The organism is Corynebacterium sp. HMSC06D04, from assembly GCF_001807315.1.
In the GTDB taxonomy this organism is placed as follows: Bacteria; Actinomycetota; Actinomycetes; order Mycobacteriales; family Mycobacteriaceae; genus Corynebacterium; species Corynebacterium simulans.
Map to the genome: position 1 here is coordinate 133,488 of NZ_KV788529.1, position 15,734 is coordinate 149,221.

Consider the following 15,734-nt stretch of genomic DNA (forward strand, 5'->3'; position numbering starts at 1 on the left):
AGTTTTCCTATAAGCTATATCGTTGCGCTGGAATCTGGATCTTCGGTGCACATTTAGCCTTTCAAGTAGGTGATGGCAAAACCGACTTGACAAGGTGATTTTGTGCATTCTGAACCCAGATAATCCACAGCAGACCGAATGCTAAATTTACCAGCGGTTTTGCACCTCGTCGGCCAGGGCGGGGAGGCAATCCGCGTGAGGTGCTGGAAGGACCCATCTTGGCAGTCTCCCGCCAGACCAAGTCAGTGGCCAATATCCCTGGAGCCCCGAAGCGATACTCGTTCGCGAAAATCAACGAGCCTATCGCCGTCCCGGGCCTCCTCGATCTACAACTCGATTCCTTCGCATGGCTGATCGGCTCGCCAGAGTGGCGCGAGCGCGAGCAGGCTGAGCGCGGTCCCGAGGCTCGCGTCACCAGCGGCCTCGAGGACATCCTTGAGGAACTGTCTCCGATTCAGGACTACTCGGGCAACATGTCCCTGTCCCTGTCGGAGCCTCGCTTCGAGCCGGTGAAAAACACCGTCGACGAGTGCAAGGAAAAGGACATCAACTACTCCGCGCCGCTGTACGTGACCGCAGAGTTCATCAACAACGACACCCAGGAGATCAAGTCTCAGACCGTCTTTATCGGCGACTTCCCGATGATGACGGACAAGGGTACGTTCATCGTTAACGGTACCGAGCGTGTCGTCGTTTCCCAGCTCGTTCGCTCCCCGGGCGTCTACTTCGATCAGACCATCGATAAGTCCACCGAGCGTCCACTGCACTCCGTGAAGGTGATTCCTTCCCGTGGTGCATGGCTGGAATTCGACGTCGACAAGCGCGATACCGTCGGCGTCCGCATCGACCGTAAGCGTCGCCAGCCAGTAACCGTTCTGCTCAAGGCCCTTGGTTGGTCCGAGGAGCAGATCCGCGAGCGCTTCGGCTTCTCCGAGCTGATGATGTCCACCCTCGAGTCCGATGGTGTGGCAAACACTGACGAGGCTTTGTTGGAGATCTACCGCAAGCAGCGTCCGGGCGAGCAGCCAACCCGCGAGCTCGCGCAGTCCCTGCTGGATAACTCCTTCTTCCGTGCAAAGCGCTACGACCTCGCAAAGGTGGGCCGTTACAAGGTCAACCGCAAGCTGGGTCTGGGCGGTGACCACGATGGTCTGATGACCCTGACCGAGGAAGACATCGCTGTCACCCTCGAGTACCTGGTACGCCTGCACGTAGGTGAGCGTGAGATGACCGCTCCGAACGGCGAGACCATCGCCATCCACACTGACGACATCGACCACTTTGGTAACCGTCGTCTGCGTACCGTCGGCGAGCTCATCCAGAACCAGGTCCGCGTTGGCCTGTCCCGCATGGAGCGCGTCGTTCGTGAGCGCATGACTACTCAGGATGCGGAGTCCATCACTCCGACCTCCCTTATCAACGTGCGTCCGGTTTCTGCTGCTATCCGCGAGTTCTTCGGTACCTCGCAGCTGTCCCAGTTCATGGACCACAACAACTCCCTGTCTGGTCTGACCCACAAGCGCCGTCTGTCTGCGCTGGGCCCAGGCGGTCTGTCCCGCGAGCGCGCCGGCATTGAGGTCCGAGACGTACACGCTTCTCACTACGGCCGTATGTGCCCGATTGAGACTCCGGAGGGCCCGAACATTGGTCTGATTGGCTCCCTGGCCTCCTACGCTCGCGTCAATGCTTTCGGCTTCATCGAGACCCCGTACCGCAAGGTTGTTGACGGCAAGGTCACCGACGAGGTCGAGTACCTCACCGCTGATGAGGAAGATAAGTTCGCAATTGCGCAGGCGGAAATCGAGAAGGAAGCTGACGGCACCATCGTCGGCACCCGTATCGAGGTCCGCCTGAAGGACGGCGACATCGGAGTTACCGACGCTTCCGGCGTCGACTACGTTGACGTTTCCCCACGCCAGATGGTTTCCGTGGCAACCGCCATGATTCCGTTCTTGGAGCACGACGATGCTAACCGTGCGCTGATGGGCGCTAACATGCAGCGCCAGGCAGTGCCGCTGGTGCGCTCCGAGGCACCTTTCGTTGGTACCGGTATGGAGCAGCGCGCTGCATACGACGCCGGCGACCTCATCATCACCCCGAAGGCTGGCGTTGTAGAAAACGTCACCGCTGATCTCATCACCATCATGGATGACGAGGGCCAGCGTGACACCTACATGTTGCGTAAGTTTGAGCGCACCAACCAGGGCACCAACTACAACCAAACCCCGCTCGTCGAGCTGGGCCAGCGCGTAGAGGCCGGCCAGGTTCTGGCTGACGGCCCGGGTACCCACAACGGCGAGATGTCCCTGGGCCGCAACCTGTTGGTTGCCTTCATGCCTTGGGAAGGCCACAACTACGAGGATGCAATCATCCTGAACCAGCGCATCGTCGAGGACGATGTTCTGACCTCCATCCACATCGAGGAGCACGAGATCGATGCTCGCGATACCAAGCTGGGTGCCGAGGAAATCACCCGCGAGATCCCGAACGTCTCTGACGATGTTCTGCGCGACCTGGATGAGCGAGGCATCGTTCGCATTGGTGCTGATGTTCGCGCAGGCGACATTCTCGTCGGTAAGGTCACCCCGAAGGGTGAGACCGAGCTGACCCCGGAGGAGCGCTTGCTGCGCGCCATCTTCGGTGAGAAGGCACGTGAGGTTCGCGATACCTCCATGAAGGTTCCTCACGGTGAGAACGGCAAGGTCATTGGCGTTGCTCGCTTCTCTCGCGAAGACGACGACGATCTGGCACCGGGCGTCAACGAGATGATCCGCGTTTACGTCGCTCAGAAGCGCAAGATCCAGGATGGCGATAAGCTCGCTGGCCGTCACGGCAACAAGGGTGTCGTGGGCAAGATCCTGCCGCCAGAGGACATGCCATTCATGGCTGACGGCACGCCTGTCGACGTCATCTTGAACACCCACGGTGTTCCGCGTCGTATGAACATCGGCCAGGTCCTCGAGGTCCACCTTGGCTGGCTGGCACACGCCGGCTGGAAGGTCGACGTTGATGACCCAGCTAACGCTGAGCTGCTCAAGACCCTGCCGGAAGAGCTTTACGACGTCCCGGCTGGTTCCCTGACCGCAACCCCGGTATTCGACGGTGCTTCCAACGAGGAGATCGGCCGCCTGCTGGCTTCCTCCCGCCCGAACCGCGACGGTGACGTCATGGTTGACGAGCACGGCAAGGCACAGCTTTTCGACGGCCGTTCTGGCGAGCCGTACAAGTACCCGGTTTCCGTCGGCTACATGTACATGCTCAAGCTGCACCACCTGGTCGACGAAAAGATTCACGCTCGTTCCACCGGCCCTTACTCCATGATTACCCAGCAGCCGTTGGGTGGTAAGGCGCAGTTCGGTGGCCAGCGCTTCGGCGAGATGGAGGTGTGGGCAATGCAGGCTTATGGCGCTGCCTACACCCTGCAGGAGCTGCTGACCATCAAGTCTGACGACGTCGTCGGCCGTGTGAAGGTCTACGAGGCAATCGTGAAGGGCGACAACATCCCGGATCCAGGTATCCCGGAGTCCTTCAAGGTCCTCCTCAAGGAGCTGCAGTCGCTGTGTCTGAACGTGGAGGTTCTCTCCACCGACGGCACGCCGATGGAGCTGTCTGGCTCTGACGATGACGACATGGATAGCCCGTCGCTGGGTATTAACCTTTCGCGCGACGAGCGCGCTGACGCCGACATCGCATAGCACGCTTGAGCTCAAGCGTGAGAGCTTACGGTCCTGGCTGGTGGCCCCCGAGCTACCAGCAGGGCACACTATTTGAGAATTTTTTAAAGCCATCAACGTTCCCCACACTCGCGTGGGGATGAAAGGGAGACATTACGTGTTTGACGTAAATCTCTTCGACGAGCTCCGCATCGGTCTGGCCACTGCCGATGACATTCGCCGTTGGTCCAAGGGCGAGGTTAAAAAGCCTGAGACCATCAACTACCGCACCCTGAAGCCGGAAAAGGACGGCCTGTTCTGCGAGCGCATCTTCGGCCCAACCCGTGACTGGGAGTGCGCTTGCGGTAAGTACAAGCGTGTTCGCTACAAGGGCATCATCTGTGAGCGCTGCGGCGTCGAGGTCACCAAGTCCAAGGTTCGCCGTGAGCGCATGGGCCACATCGAGCTGGCTGCTCCGGTAACCCACATCTGGTACTTCAAGGGCGTTCCTTCCCGCCTGGGTTACCTTCTGGACCTTGCTCCGAAGGACCTGGAGCGCATCATCTACTTCGCAGCCAACATCATCACCTCTGTTGATGAAGAGGCTCGCCACAACGACCAGTCCACCCTTGAAGCAGAGATGCTTCTGGAGAAGAAGGACGTCGAGGAAGACACCGAGTCTGAGATCGCAGAGCGCGCTGCCAAACTCGAGCAGGATCTGGCTGAGCTGGAGGCTGCTGGCGCAAAGGCTGACGCACGCCGCAAGGTCCAGAACGCTGCTGACAAGGAGATGCAGCACATCCGTGAGCGCGGCGAGCGCGAGGTCGCACGACTGGATGAAATCTGGAACACCTTCCTGAAGCTGGCTCCGAAGCAGATGATCATCGACGAGACCATCTACGAAGAGCTCGTTGATCGCTACGAGGATTACTTCACCGGCGGCATGGGTGCTGAGGCTATCCAGACCCTTATCCGTAACTTCGATCTCGAGGCTGAGGCCGAAGAGCTGCGCGAAGTCATCAACAATGGCAAGGGCCAGAAGAAGATGCGCGCGCTGAAGCGTCTGAAGGTCGTAGCAGCCTTCCTGCGCTCCGGTAACGACCCGGCAGGCATGGTCCTGGACGCGATCCCGGTTATCCCGCCGGAGCTGCGCCCGATGGTTCAGCTCGACGGTGGCCGTTTTGCCACCTCCGACCTGAACGACCTGTACCGCCGCGTTATCAACCGCAACAACCGCCTGAAGCGCATGATCGATCTCGGCGCTCCTGAGATCATCGTTAACAACGAGAAGCGCATGCTGCAGGAGTCTGTTGACGCGCTCTTCGACAACGGCCGTCGCGGCCGCCCGGTCACCGGACCTGGCAACCGTCCGCTGAAGTCTCTGTCTGACTTGCTCAAGGGCAAGCAGGGCCGTTTCCGTCAGAACCTGCTGGGTAAGCGTGTTGACTACTCCGGCCGTTCCGTTATTATCGTCGGCCCGCAGCTGAAGCTCCACGAGTGTGGTTTGCCGAAGCTGATGGCTCTCGAGCTGTTCAAGCCTTTCGTCATGAAGCGCTTGGTCGAAAACGACTACGCACAGAACATCAAGTCTGCAAAGCGCATGGTTGAGCGCCAGCGCCCTGAGGTTTGGGACGTTCTGGAAGAGGCTATTTCCGAGCACCCGGTTATGCTCAACCGTGCACCTACGCTGCACCGTCTGGGTATCCAGGCCTTCGAGCCGAAGCTGGTCGAGGGTAAGGCAATTCAGCTGCACCCGCTGGCTTGCGAGGCGTTCAACGCTGACTTCGACGGTGACCAGATGGCAGTTCACCTGCCGCTGTCCGCAGAGGCACAGGCTGAGGCTCGTGTCCTCATGCTCGCTTCCAACAACATTCTTTCCCCGGCATCCGGTAAGCCGCTGGCTATGCCGCGTCTGGATATGGTCACCGGTCTTTACTACCTGACCATGGACAAGGCAGAGGGCGAGATCGGCGGCGAGGGCCGCTACACCGAGGCGACCGAAAACGGCCCCGCAACCGGTGTTTACTCCTCCTACGCCGAGGCCATCATGGCTCGCGACCGCGGCGTTCTGGGCCTGCAGGCACCAATCAAGGTCCGCATCTCCCACCTGCGTCCGCCGGCTGAGATCGAGGCTGAGCAGTTCCCTGATGGTTGGCAGAAGGGCCAGGCTTGGATGGCGCAGACCACCCTTGGCCGCATCATGTTCAACGACTTGCTGCCGTGGAACTACCCGTACCTCGAGGGCGTCATGGTCCGTAAGGGCGGCGCCAAGAACTCCGTACTGCTCGGTGACGTCATTAACGACCTCGCTGCTAAGTACCCGATGATCACCGTTGCCCAGGTTCTGGACAAGATGAAGGATGCCGGTTTCTACTGGGCAACCCGCTCTGGCGTGACCATCACCATGGACGACGTTCTGGTCCTTCCGAACAAGACCGAGGTTCTCGAGTCTTACGAGAAGGAAGCACAGCGCATCGAGCGCAAGTACTGGGAGCAGGGTGCGCTGACCGAGCGTGAGCGTTACGACCGCCTGGTTGAGCTCTGGAAGGACGCTACCGACACCGTTGGTAAGGCAGTCGAGGATCTCTACCCGGATGACAACCCGATTCCGATGATCGTTAAGTCTGGTGCAGCGGGTAACATGCGTCAGATCTGGACCCTGGCCGGCATGAAGGGCATGGTCGTGAACTCCAAGGGTGACTACATCACCCGTCCGATTAAGACCTCCTTCCGTGAGGGTCTGTCGGTCTTGGAGTACTTCAACAACTCGCACGGTTCCCGTAAGGGCCTAGCCGATACCGCACTGCGTACCGCGGACTCCGGCTACCTCACCCGTCGTCTCGTTGACGTGGCACAGGACGTCATCGTCCGTGAAGAGGACTGTGGCACCCGCCAGGGCGTCCGCGTTCCGCTGGGCGAGTGGGCCGGCGACAAGCTGGTTCAACACGAGCTGTGGGAGACTTCCGCATCCGGCCGCGTTGTCGCGTCCGATGTGAAGGCTGAAGATGGCACCGTCGTTGCAGAGGCAGGCTCTGACCTGACCGAGGAACTGACCGAGAAGATCCTGGCTGCCGGCATCGCCGAGGTCAAGGTTCGCTCCGTCCTTACCTGCCAGACCCCAGCCGGCGTTTGTGCGAAGTGCTACGGCAAGTCCATGGCCTCCGGCCAGCTTGTCGACATCGGCGAGGCAGTCGGCATCGTGGCTGCACAGTCCATTGGTGAGCCGGGTACCCAGCTGACCATGCGTACGTTCCACCAGGGTGGTGTCGGTGGCGACATTACCGGCGGTCTGCCACGTGTGCAGGAGCTGTTCGAAGCACGTAATCCGAAGAACCGTGCGCCGATCGCATCCGTTGACGGCACCGTGTCCCTGTCCGATGAGGGCAACTTCTGGACCCTGACCATCACTCCGGATGACGGTTCCGACAACGTCGTCTACGAGAAGCTGTCGAAGCGCCAGGGCCTGGCACAGGTCCGCCGCCCGATGGAGTCCAACCCGGACGCAATGATCGAGCGTTCCCTGCGCGACGGTGACCACGTCACCACCGGCGAGCGCCTGATGCGTGGTGCGGCTGATCCGCACGACGTCCTCGAGGTCCTCGGTCGCCGCGGCGTCGAGAAGCACCTCATCGACGAGGTGCAGGCCGTTTACCGTACCCAGGGTGTTGCCATCCACGACAAGCACATCGAGATCATCATCCGCCAGATGCTGCGTCGCGGTACCGTCATTGACTCCGGCTCCACCGACTACCTGCCGGGCGTTCTGGTTGACCTCTCTGAGGCCAAGCAGGTCAACGCCGCACAGGTTGCCGAGGGCGGCGAGCCAGCTCAGCTGCGCTCCGAGATCATGGGTATCACCAAGGCATCGCTGGCTACCGAGTCCTGGCTGTCCGCGGCCTCCTTCCAGGAGACCACGCGCGTGCTTACCGACGCCGCTATTAACAAGCGCTCCGATCAGCTCATTGGCCTGAAGGAGAACGTCATCATCGGTAAGCTCATCCCTGCTGGTACCGGTATCTCGCGTTACCGCAACATCTCCGTTAAGCCGACCGAGGCCGCACGCAACGCTGCGTACTCGATCCCGACTTACGGCGATTCCATCTACGGCGACGATGGATTTGGTGAGTTCACCGGCGCATCCGTCCCGCTGGATGAGGACTTCACGTTCTAAGTCCACCCCCGCGCGATGTCCCAGCTTTCTGGGTATAACGCTGCGGCTTTGAGAGGCTCCATGCTTTTAGGCATGGGGCCTTTTACTTTTGCTAGCATTAGTGGGTCCAAATTGACGAAGTCATCTAATTACACAGCGAACACGGGTGCTTTCTCCCTCCTTAGACCGAAACTCAGGAACAACAAACGCAGCAGTTTGCGCGGGAGAAGGCTGAGACCCCCACATATGGGGAACCGTTGCACCTGATCCGGGTAATACCGGCGCGAGGGAGGAAAATGTCTACTACACCTGCATCTTCGGCACGCTCTGCACACACGGCTGGAAAGCCTAACCGCCGCTGGCGCGTCGTCGACATCGTCGTGGCCGCGGTTTTGTCCGTGGCGTGTGGCCTGATTTTCTTGTTCTGGAACACCGCGGGTTATGCCGGCTACGAGGCTCTCGATGCCTTTACCCCTGGCCTGGGCGGTTTGGCCTCTGGCATCTGGTTGCTGGGAGGCGTGCTCGGTGGGCTCATCATCCGCAAGCCGGGTGCGGCGCTCTTCGTGGAGCTGCTCGCTGCCTGCGTCTCCGCCGCTCTTGGCTCCCAGTGGGGCGCGGCAACCTTGCTCTCTGGCATCGCCCAGGGCATCGGCGTGGAGATTGTCTTCGCCATCTTTGCCTACCGTTCTTTTAACCTGCTTGTTGCCACCATCGCTGGCCTAGCCGCCGGCGTCGGTGCATGGACTTTGGAGCTCTTCACTGCCGGCCACCTAGCCCGTTCCGTTGAATACAACATCATCTACTTGGTGTGCACCTGCCTTTCCGGCGCAATCCTCGCCGGTGTGCTGGGCTACTTCACGGTCAAGGCGCTCGCGGCCACTGGTGCGCTCGACCGCTTTGCTGCAGGCCGCGAGTCTTAAGAAGCACTTTCAAGAATGGTTTCTGGAACAGGCATCCGCGTAGAAGGCTTCGGCTGGACCCATGCCGGGCGCGCAGAGCCGGCGCTGCGGGATGTTGCTTTCCACGTCGAGCCCGGCGACCGAATTCTGCTGTGCGGTGACTCCGGTTCTGGCAAGTCCACGCTCTTGGCGGCTCTTGCCGGAGTGCTCGGCGGCGACGAGGAAGGCGAGCAGGTAGGAGAGATCCAGCTCTTCGGAGCTGGTACCGCGGGCAATGGTGAGTGGCCTGGCGAAGGCATGCCAGTGGGGCTGGTCCTGCAGGATCCTGATTCCCAAGTAATTTCCTCGCGAGTGGGCGACGACGTTGCTTTCGGCTGCGAGAACCTTGGCCTCGAACGCTCTGAGATTTGGCGCCGCGTCGACCAAGCCTTGGAGCTGGTGGGTCTTGACCTTCCACGTGACTATCCCACCGCTCGGCTTTCCGGTGGCCAGAAGCAACGCTTGGCTTTGGCGGGCGTGATGGCGATGGGCGCAGGACTTATCTTGTTGGACGAGCCCACGGCGAACCTCGACCCAGAGGGAGCCGATTCGGTGGTCCGCGCAGTAACCCAGCTAGTAGAGCGCACCGGCGCCACGCTCATCGTGGTTGAGCACCAGCCAGATAGATGGCGTCACCTGCTGCAACGCGGACTACTCATCGAGGACGGGCAGGTTGCGCTTGACGCTTCCATGGGCGAGGTGCTGGAAGCACGCGCCCAGGCGATGCCCACGCTGCCACAGGCTCGCGTTCAACAAGACGTATCCAGCCTTGAACCAGCAATGTGGTCGAAGGACCTGCTGACTCGTTTTGGTCCGCCGCGTACCTTTGAGCTTCCTACGGGAGCTTCGACCGTGGTGACTGGCCCTAATGGTGCTGGCAAGACCACCTGGCTGGAAACCATGGCCGGGCTGTTGCCGTATACGTCGGGTGAGGTGGGCGTCGCCGAGCACGTGCGCCGCGGCCTTAAAGGAGACCCGGCAACGTGGAAGTCGCGGGAGCTCGCGCATCGCATTGGGTACGTGTTTCAGAACCCAGAACATCAATTCGTTGCGCGCAGCGTTGCCGATGAACTGCGCGTGGGACCCCGAGTGATGGGCGAGGAGATCCCAGAAAAGCGCATCGCGGAACTAGTAGAGCGCCTGCGTTTGGGGCAGCTGCTTGGCGCCAATCCCTTCACCCTTTCGGGCGGAGAGAAACGGCGCCTTTCGGTGGCCACAGCATTGGTCAGCGCGCCGGCGGTGCTGTTGCTTGATGAGCCGACGTTTGGCCAGGATCCGCAGACCTTCGCGGAACTGGTGTGGATGCTGCGCGAGTTAAGCGATGAGGGAGTGACCATTGCCTCGGTAACCCACGATCCCCTCTTCATCGCGGCTCTCGGTGACCACCGCGTGGAGGTGCCACGTGCCTAATATCTTGTCCGGCGTAAACCCATTGACGCGGGTTTACCTTATGCTGGCGCTGACCTTGCCGTTGTTTCTCTCGGTGGATTGGGTCTCCGCCGCGGTTTCTTTGGTCATCACCTTCGTATTTGCGCCGCTGTGTGGAGTCAGCTGGGGAAAGCTCATAAGGAGCGGATGGTTCCTGTTTATCCTCGCCGCACTGTCTGGCGTGTCGATGTTGCTGTATGGCGCCGAGGGCGGGGAGGTTTACTTCCGGCTTTGGCTCATCGTGGTTTCGGAGAACTCGGTGCGCCTTTCGGTGGCGATGATGCTGCGTGTGCTCGCGGTAGCGCTGCCAATGATTGTTCTCGCGCGCGACATTGATCCCACACGCTTAGGCGACGCCCTGGCGCAGAACCTTCGCCTGCCTTCGCGTTTTGTTATTGGCGCGGTCGCCGGTGTGCGTATGGCGACGCTGTTTCGAGACGACTGGGATTCCATGGCTCGTGCCCGGAGGGCGCGGGGATTGGGGGATCGCGGCAAGGTTAAGCATTTGCTTACGATGTCCTTCGGCCTTTTGGTAGTGGCGCTACGTCGCGGCGGCAAGCTGGCCACGGCGATGGAGGCCCGCGGCTTTGGACGTACTCCGCTGTACTCGCCGTCACGCACGTGGGCGCGCGAGTCGCGTGTGAGCAGGAAAGATTGGCTCATCATGTTAGCCGGTTCACTTTTGGCAGCAGTGCCGGTGGTAGCGTCGGTAGTTACAGATTCCTGGAGATTCTTCGGTCTATAAGACGAAAGGGCCACGAAGCATGGACTTCGACAGTCAGCTCGACCGCCTCATCGAGGATGTCATCAAGGCTGCCGCGACGCGCAAGAAACCCTTCAAGCCGGTGACGGTGCTCATCGATGGGCCATCGGGTGCTGGCAAGACGTGGGCCTGCGCCGCCCTCGCCGATAGAGCAGGCTGGCGTGTGGTGCACCTGGACGAGTTCTATCCCGGTTGGCACGGCCTTGAGCAGGGCTCCCAGATGGTTGCCGAACAGGTGCTGCGCGGGGCCAATCCTGGCTACTGGCGCTGGGATTGGGAAGCCAATGCGCCCGGTGAGTGGGCGAGTTTGGACGCGCGCGATGACCTTATCGTGGAGGGAGTCGGTGCGGTTACCCCAGAAAATATCGCCGCCGCTCAGGAGCGCGGCACCGTGATTACGGTGGGCCTCGACGGCCCGCGCGAAAAGCGCTATGAGCGAGCCATCGAGCGAGATCCGGACTACGCAGAGTGGTTCGAGACCTGGGAGGCACAGGAGAAGGTTTACTTCTCCGAGCACGCCACCGACGCCGAATTTACGTGGGTTTGGCAGTAGCTTCCGCCCCGCGGTAGACGCCGTGCTTGTCGACGTCGTGTGCCCACTGGCGCACGAGCTTAAGTCCTTGTTGTGCAACGCGTTCTTCCAGCTCGGGAAGCCGTGCCTCTATGCAGGAGCCGGGCCACAAAGTGGTGCGGGCCTGTAGTTTTAGCCGCCCTGCCCGGGCGTTTTCTGCCAACAGATAAAAGGACTCCCACATCCGCTGCGCTTGGGCGCGGCTGCAGCCGGTGACCTGTGGCAGATCATCTGGCAAGGCCTTGACATCGATGCCTATCCATTCTGGCCGCGTCAGGGGGTTATCCACGAGCTTTTCCAACCTGCTCGGCAGGTATCCGCTCGTGTGGAGACCAACCTTAAAGCCAGCCGCGTGGGCTTCGGCTATCGCTTGCGGCAGCCCGGGCGCGGAAAGTGGCTCGCCGCCGGAAAAGACTACGCCGTCGAGAAGCCCACGGCGCTTGGATAGCAAGGAAAACGCGTCCTGCCAGCTATAGTTTCCCGGCCCAAAGGCCTGCAGCTGCGGGTTATGGCAGTAGCTGCAGCGCAGCGGGCAGCCGTTGAGGAATAACGTCATGGTCAGGTGGTCCGGCCAATCCGAAGCCGAGAAGGGGATAAGCCCGCCAATCGGCAGCTGCGTTCTGGAATTTAGCTTCGGCTCTTGCAACGAAGGTGCAGTCTTAGACGCTGGCCGCAAGCCTCTCGTCGAAGTACTGGCGCTCATGGAACTCTCCCTTCTTGCCCGTGTTGAAGCTAGAGACTGGCCGGAAATAGCCCATCACGCGCGTCCACATCTCGGTGGTGGAGCCGCAGTCGGGGCAGTGCGGATGCTCGCCGGATATGTATCCGTGGGAGCTACAAATGGAGAAAGTCGGCGTTATGGTGACATAGGGCAGGCGGAATTTTTCCAGCGAGCGGCGCACCAGGGTCGCACAAGCCTTGCCGGTCGACATCGCCGAACCCATGTAGAGATGCAGCACCGTTCCGCCGGTGTATTGGGTCTGCAGGTCCTCTTGGGCTGCAAGTGCGGTGAAAGGATCGGGAGTGTGCGCGACGGGCAGTTGCGAGGAATTGGTGTAATACGGTTCTTCTGCGGTGCCGGCATGCAGTATGTCTGGATAACGCTTCAGATCTTCGCGGGCGAAGCGGTACGTAGCGCCCTCGGCGGGTGAAGCCTCGAGGTTATAAAGGTGCCCGGTCTTCTCCTGGGCGTCGACAAGCAGTGCGCGAACCCGCTCGAGCAGACGCAGAACCTGTGCGTGGCCGCGCGTATCGGTGAGATCGTAGGCATTGGAAGTGAAGTTGCGGATCATCTCGTTGCAGCCGTTGACCCCGATGGTGGAGAAGTGGTTATCCAAGCTGGGTAGCCAACGCTTGGTATAGGGGAAAAGACCTTTGTCCAAGCACTCGTTAACAAAGGCGCGGCGGCGCTCGAGCGTGTCGACGCCGAGATCTACCAGCTCTGCGACGCGCGCCAATAGCGCCTCCTCGTCGCCGCGGTAGAGGTAGCCCAGGCGTGCGCAGTTGAGCGTGACCACGCCGATGGAGCCGGTCAACTCGGCCGAGCCGAACAAGCCATTGCCGCGCTTTAATAGCTCGCGCAGGTCCAGCTGCAGCCGGCAGCACATGGAACGAATCATGCCTGGGTCTAGATCAGAGTTGAGGAAGTTCTGGAAGTAGGGCAGCCCGTACTTCGCGGTCATACTAAACAACGCCTCGGCGTTCTCGCTGTCCCAATCGAAGTCCGGGGTGATGTTGTAGGTGGGGATAGGAAAGGTGAAAGGCCTACCGTCCGCGTCGCCGGCGGACATCACCTCGATGAAGGCACGGTTGATGATGACCATCTCCGCCTCCAAGTCGCCGTAACAGAAGTCGACGGGCTCGCCGCCGATGAGCGGTACCTGGTCGCGTAAGTCGGCAGGGCAGTGCCAATCGAAAGTGAGGTTTGTAAATGGCGTCTGCGTGCCCCAGCGGGAAGGCACGTTCAAGTTGAAGATGAACTCCTGCATGTGCTGGAGCACCTGGCCGTAGCTGAGGCTATCCAGCCGCACGAAAGGCGCCATGTAGGTATCGAAGCTGGAGAAGGCCTGCGCGCCTGCCCACTCGTTTTGCAGAGTGCCCAGGAAGTTGACGATCTGTCCGCACGCGGAGGAAAAGTGCTTCGGTGGTGCTGAAGAGATAGTGCCTGGAACGCCACCGAATCCCTCTTCTAGAACTCGGCGCAGTGACCAGCCAGCGCAATAGCCGCTGAGCATGTCTAGATCATGGATGTGAATATCACCGGCTCGGTGTGCACTTCCCGCGGCTGGCGTAAAGACCTCATCTAGCCAGTAATTAGCGGTTACTTTGCCAGCGTTGTTAAGAATCAACCCTCCTAGCGAGAAATCCTGATTGGCATTGGCGTTGATGCGCCAATCGCGCCGGCCCAAGTACTCTTCGATGGAATCTGCGACGTTAATGGTCCGTGAACCCATGTAGTTCTTCCCTTCGTTATGAAAATGGAGCGCTGGTACAGCGAAAAGCTCGCTGCCTTTCCAGCTCTGATGGCACGCCCAGGCGTGCATGTGGGGGAATTAGGTGGCAACTGCAGTCATGTGGGAGGACTTGCGGCAAGCCGGGATGCCAAAAAGCCACCACGCAGCGCCGGGCGACACGAAATAACATAGCTGTAATTTCTGCCGGGGCGAGCAACTAAAACACAAGATATTCGCACTAATGGGTTTATCGTTTCTATATATAGTGGTTCGAATGTTGAAACGCCGACGGGGCGTGTGCCTATTTAGTGGATGTGATTGTTGTCCCTATAGGCCTCGCCTAATGCCCGATTTTGGGTGGGGATCAAAGTTCCGGGGAATTTGTCACAGGCGGGCTCGGGTGGGGTGTGGCGTTGTAAAGCCTTGCGTTATTCCTGCCTGCGACGATTGGATAAATCGCCAGGTAGGTGGAATTTGGATGTTTTGCGTGTCGCTGCTATTGTTCGAAGAGGTTTCGCCTTCATGTGGGGCGAAAAGTCTGATCGATTAATCGGCTTGAATGGCTGATTGATGTTCTGGACATGCGGAAGGGCCCCGGAAAAGAGCCCCTATTTTTGCGTGTTTGGGCAGCATCGGTCAGTTCAGCCGAAGTCATACAGAAAGACTAGATTTATGCCAACTATTCAGCAGCTGGTCCGTAAGGGCCGCCATGATAAGCGCTCCAAGGTCGCAACCGCAGCGCTGAAGGGCTCCCCTCAGCGTCGTGGCGTTTGCACCCGCGTTTACACCACCACCCCGAAGAAGCCGAACTCTGCACTGCGTAAGGTCGCTCGTGTTCGCCTGACCTCCGGTATCGAGGTTTCCGCGTACATCCCAGGCGAGGGCCACAACCTGCAGGAGCACTCCATGGTGCTCGTCCGCGGCGGTCGTGTTAAGGACCTCCCGGGTGTTCGTTACAAGATTATCCGTGGCGCACTGGATACCCAGGGCGTTAAGGACCGCAAGCAGGCTCGTTCCCGCTACGGTGCAAAGAAGGGACAGTAATCAACAATGCGTAAGAATGCTGCTCCGAAGCGTCCTGTAGTTAAGGACCCGGTATACAACTCCGAGCAGGTCACCATGCTCGTGAACAAGATCCTCCTCGATGGCAAGAAGTCCACCGCAGAGCGCATCGTCTACGGTGCACTCGAGGCTTGCCGTGAGAAGACCGGTACCGACCCAGTCGGCACCCTGGAGAAGGCTCTGGGCAACATCCGCCCGGACCTCGAGGTTCGCTCCCGCCGTGTCGGTGGTGCTACCTACCAGGTGCCAGTTGAGGTTAAGCCGGCTCGCGCTAACACCCTCGCTCTGCGTTGGTTGGTGACTTTCACCCGCCAGCGTCGTGAGAACACCATGATCGAGCGTCTCGCTAACGAGATCCTGGATGCATCCAACGGTCTTGGTGCTTCCGTGAAGCGTCGTGAAGATACCCACAAGATGGCTGAGGCAAACCGCGCCTTCGCACACTACCGCTGGTAATTTTCCAGCGTATGCCTATGGTCCGAGCAACGTAATAGTTTTGCTGAACAGTTCCACCCGCTTTCTGCGGTTGAAACTGCAAACATAACTTCATATCGTTGCTCGGGCCATTTTTCTAAGCTGGTGTCTTCTCCTTGTGGGCAGACGGCTAGCTTGGGGAGGCGGGCTACATAAAGGTGTATTAAGGTGCACCGCTGGAAGTTTTAGTAGCCCTGCGGCTGCTAAGACGGCCGAGACGTGGCAAAATTAATAAAGACCTA

Annotated in this window: 10 protein-coding genes and 1 riboswitch; of the genes, 8 read left to right on the forward strand and 2 right to left on the reverse strand. The window is 59.9% G+C overall.

Annotation, left to right across the window (positions count from 1 at the left end; translation table 11 throughout):
* Window positions 1-200: 200 nt before the first annotated feature.
* From HMPREF3155_RS03010 to HMPREF3155_RS03035, 6 genes are all read left to right on the forward strand, one after another.
* Window positions 201-3,695, forward strand: a complete 3,495-nt coding sequence (locus HMPREF3155_RS03010; RefSeq protein ID WP_061920458.1) for a DNA-directed RNA polymerase subunit beta — start codon at window positions 201-203, stop codon at window positions 3,693-3,695.
* A gap of 136 nt (window positions 3,696-3,831) precedes the next feature.
* Window positions 3,832-7,824 carry a DNA-directed RNA polymerase subunit beta' gene (locus HMPREF3155_RS03015; RefSeq protein WP_070432540.1) on the forward strand — a complete coding sequence of 1,331 codons (3,993 nt, stop codon included), beginning with the start codon at window positions 3,832-3,834 and terminating at the stop codon, window positions 7,822-7,824.
* Window positions 7,825-8,013: 189 nt separating this feature from the next.
* Window positions 8,014-8,111, forward strand: a riboswitch (TPP riboswitch).
* Complete coding sequence (locus tag HMPREF3155_RS03020; protein ID WP_062042319.1) at window positions 8,100-8,723, forward strand: ECF transporter S component; 624 nt, start codon at window positions 8,100-8,102, stop codon at window positions 8,721-8,723. (Overlaps the previous riboswitch by 12 nt.)
* Before the next feature lie 15 nt (window positions 8,724-8,738).
* On the forward strand, window positions 8,739-10,151 hold the full coding sequence (locus tag HMPREF3155_RS03025; RefSeq protein WP_070432541.1) for an ABC transporter ATP-binding protein: 1,413 nt from the start codon (window positions 8,739-8,741) through the stop codon (window positions 10,149-10,151).
* Window positions 10,144-10,914 (forward strand): energy-coupling factor transporter transmembrane component T family protein, encoded by a 771-nt coding sequence (locus tag HMPREF3155_RS03030; RefSeq protein WP_070432542.1) that lies wholly within the window; start codon window positions 10,144-10,146, stop codon window positions 10,912-10,914. Before HMPREF3155_RS03025 ends, HMPREF3155_RS03030 begins: the two co-directional genes overlap by 8 nt.
* A 19-nt stretch (window positions 10,915-10,933) precedes the next feature.
* Window positions 10,934-11,485, forward strand: coding sequence for a nucleoside/nucleotide kinase family protein (locus HMPREF3155_RS03035; protein WP_070432543.1), 552 nt, complete (start codon window positions 10,934-10,936; stop codon window positions 11,483-11,485).
* Here HMPREF3155_RS03035 and HMPREF3155_RS03040 read toward each other — a convergent pair.
* Entirely contained in the window at window positions 11,466-12,206 is a 741-nt protein-coding gene (locus HMPREF3155_RS03040) for an anaerobic ribonucleoside-triphosphate reductase activating protein (RefSeq protein WP_210385633.1), read from the reverse strand. The two genes, HMPREF3155_RS03035 and HMPREF3155_RS03040, sit on opposite strands and share 20 nt — an antisense overlap.
* Window positions 12,163-13,956 carry a ribonucleoside triphosphate reductase gene (locus HMPREF3155_RS03045; protein WP_070432545.1) on the reverse strand — a complete coding sequence of 598 codons (1,794 nt, stop codon included), beginning with the start codon at window positions 13,954-13,956 and terminating at the stop codon, window positions 12,163-12,165. Before HMPREF3155_RS03045 ends, HMPREF3155_RS03040 begins: the two co-directional genes overlap by 44 nt.
* A 672-nt stretch (window positions 13,957-14,628) precedes the next feature.
* Between HMPREF3155_RS03045 and rpsL the strand changes: the two genes are divergently transcribed.
* Window positions 14,629-15,000 (forward strand): 30S ribosomal protein S12, encoded by a 372-nt coding sequence (gene rpsL / locus HMPREF3155_RS03050; protein WP_046646811.1) that lies wholly within the window; start codon window positions 14,629-14,631, stop codon window positions 14,998-15,000.
* A 6-nt stretch (window positions 15,001-15,006) separates the two neighbouring features.
* Window positions 15,007-15,474, forward strand: coding sequence for a 30S ribosomal protein S7 (gene rpsG, locus HMPREF3155_RS03055; protein WP_042529270.1), 468 nt, complete (start codon window positions 15,007-15,009; stop codon window positions 15,472-15,474).
* The last annotated feature ends 260 nt before the right edge of the window (window positions 15,475-15,734 follow it).